Origin of the sequence: Enterobacter sp. BIDMC 27 (genome assembly GCF_000534415.1) — a bacterium.
GTDB lineage: Bacteria > Pseudomonadota > Gammaproteobacteria > Enterobacterales > Enterobacteriaceae > Enterobacter > Enterobacter hormaechei_C.
The window spans coordinates 1-1194 of the sequence record NZ_KI973181.1 but is presented as its reverse complement, the minus strand read 5'-3'; the positions used below and the strand labels follow the sequence as shown (position 1 = coordinate 1194).

2 protein-coding genes are annotated in these 1194 nt (G+C 49.1%); both read right to left on the bottom strand.

Annotated elements, in window-relative coordinates; genetic code table 11:
* Positions 1 to 158: 158 nt before the first annotated feature.
* Positions 159 to 344: a Rop family plasmid primer RNA-binding protein gene (locus tag L463_RS00005; RefSeq protein WP_032673404.1), complete on the bottom strand. Its 186-nt coding sequence runs from the start codon at positions 342 to 344 to the stop codon at positions 159 to 161.
* 365 nt (positions 345 to 709) lie between these two features.
* Positions 710 to 937, bottom strand: a complete 228-nt coding sequence (locus L463_RS00010; RefSeq protein ID WP_021243043.1) for a YgdI/YgdR family lipoprotein — start codon at positions 935 to 937, stop codon at positions 710 to 712.
* Positions 938 to 1194: the final 257 nt, after the last annotated feature.

Below are 1194 nucleotides of genomic sequence, written 5' to 3'. Positions count from 1 at the left end.
TTTTTTTTGCTGTTTCCCGGTGTCCGCTCCCGGACAGGATGTGCATTTGTAATACCGCGCACGCGGCGGCATCACAAATACCCCGTTCAGGGCTGCGCCCCGACACCCCGCCATCGCCTCACGGCCGCGCACTGAATTGCGCACCCGTTCACCGATTTTCACGCATCTTTCTCGCCTATCTGTGCGTTCAGCATGGCGTAAAGCGCTTCAGCCTGATCGTGCAGATGCTCACAGCAGCCGGCTGCCTCATCCAGATCCATCTGTTCGAGCCGTTCGAGGAGGAGGAGTGTCTGTGAGCGGATAAATTTGGCCATGTTGAGGGCGGCGGATTCCTGTCTGGTCACTGGTGATTTTCCCCGTCTGGTGATGATTTTTGCGTGAAAAGAGCATGCCGTCATTCTGGTGCATAGTCATGCATGCCGTTAAAATTTAACAGGCGCGTTTCTGACGGGTTCCGGGGTGGTTTGTTGTGGTTTTTGTCATGGTTCCGTCAGAAACGCGCTGAGCGCGTCTGAGGCGGTGCGGGCAACGGATGTTATGGTAAATTCTTGGGGGCTTGATTATAAAATACCGCACTTCCTCTTATGTCTTGTGCTTTTTAGACAACCCTGAAAGCTTTTAGCTTTGGTGATGCAATTTGCTGGGATTTTGGCGGAGAACCACAGGTAAAGAAAAAGGCCACATTAGCGGCCTTTTTCGGAGAATATGCTCAGTGCGGAATTTCGGAGACTTCTTTAACGTCGGTTTTATTGATCTGCTGTTTGACACCATTCGCGTCTGTATAGCCAAGCAGGCCTGAGTCTGATTCTTTAGGTTTGCCGTCGCTGACAATAGTGCGACCGTCATTGGTGTGTATGGCATAGCTTGTGCGCGTGCAGCCGGTGAGGGCTGAAAGCGCAACTGCCGCTGCGAACACTGAAACAAAAATCTTTTTCAAAGCCAGCTCCTTTTATCCATATCAGTTTTGGTCACTAACCATCTAACTATAGGTTATTTTTTATGTGAAAAGAGGCTTGATGGTGGGCTGTATATCGAGTTAGGCGCGAGGTGCTATGGTCAAAGTGTGGTGTCAAGCGGGGAGGAGGCTTATATGAGATGTAATCCAGCAGATACATATACCAAGATGATTTAAGTATTCCTCTTTGTGAGGTTGGATGTCTAATTTATAAAGGATCTTCTTGAGATCCTTTTTTT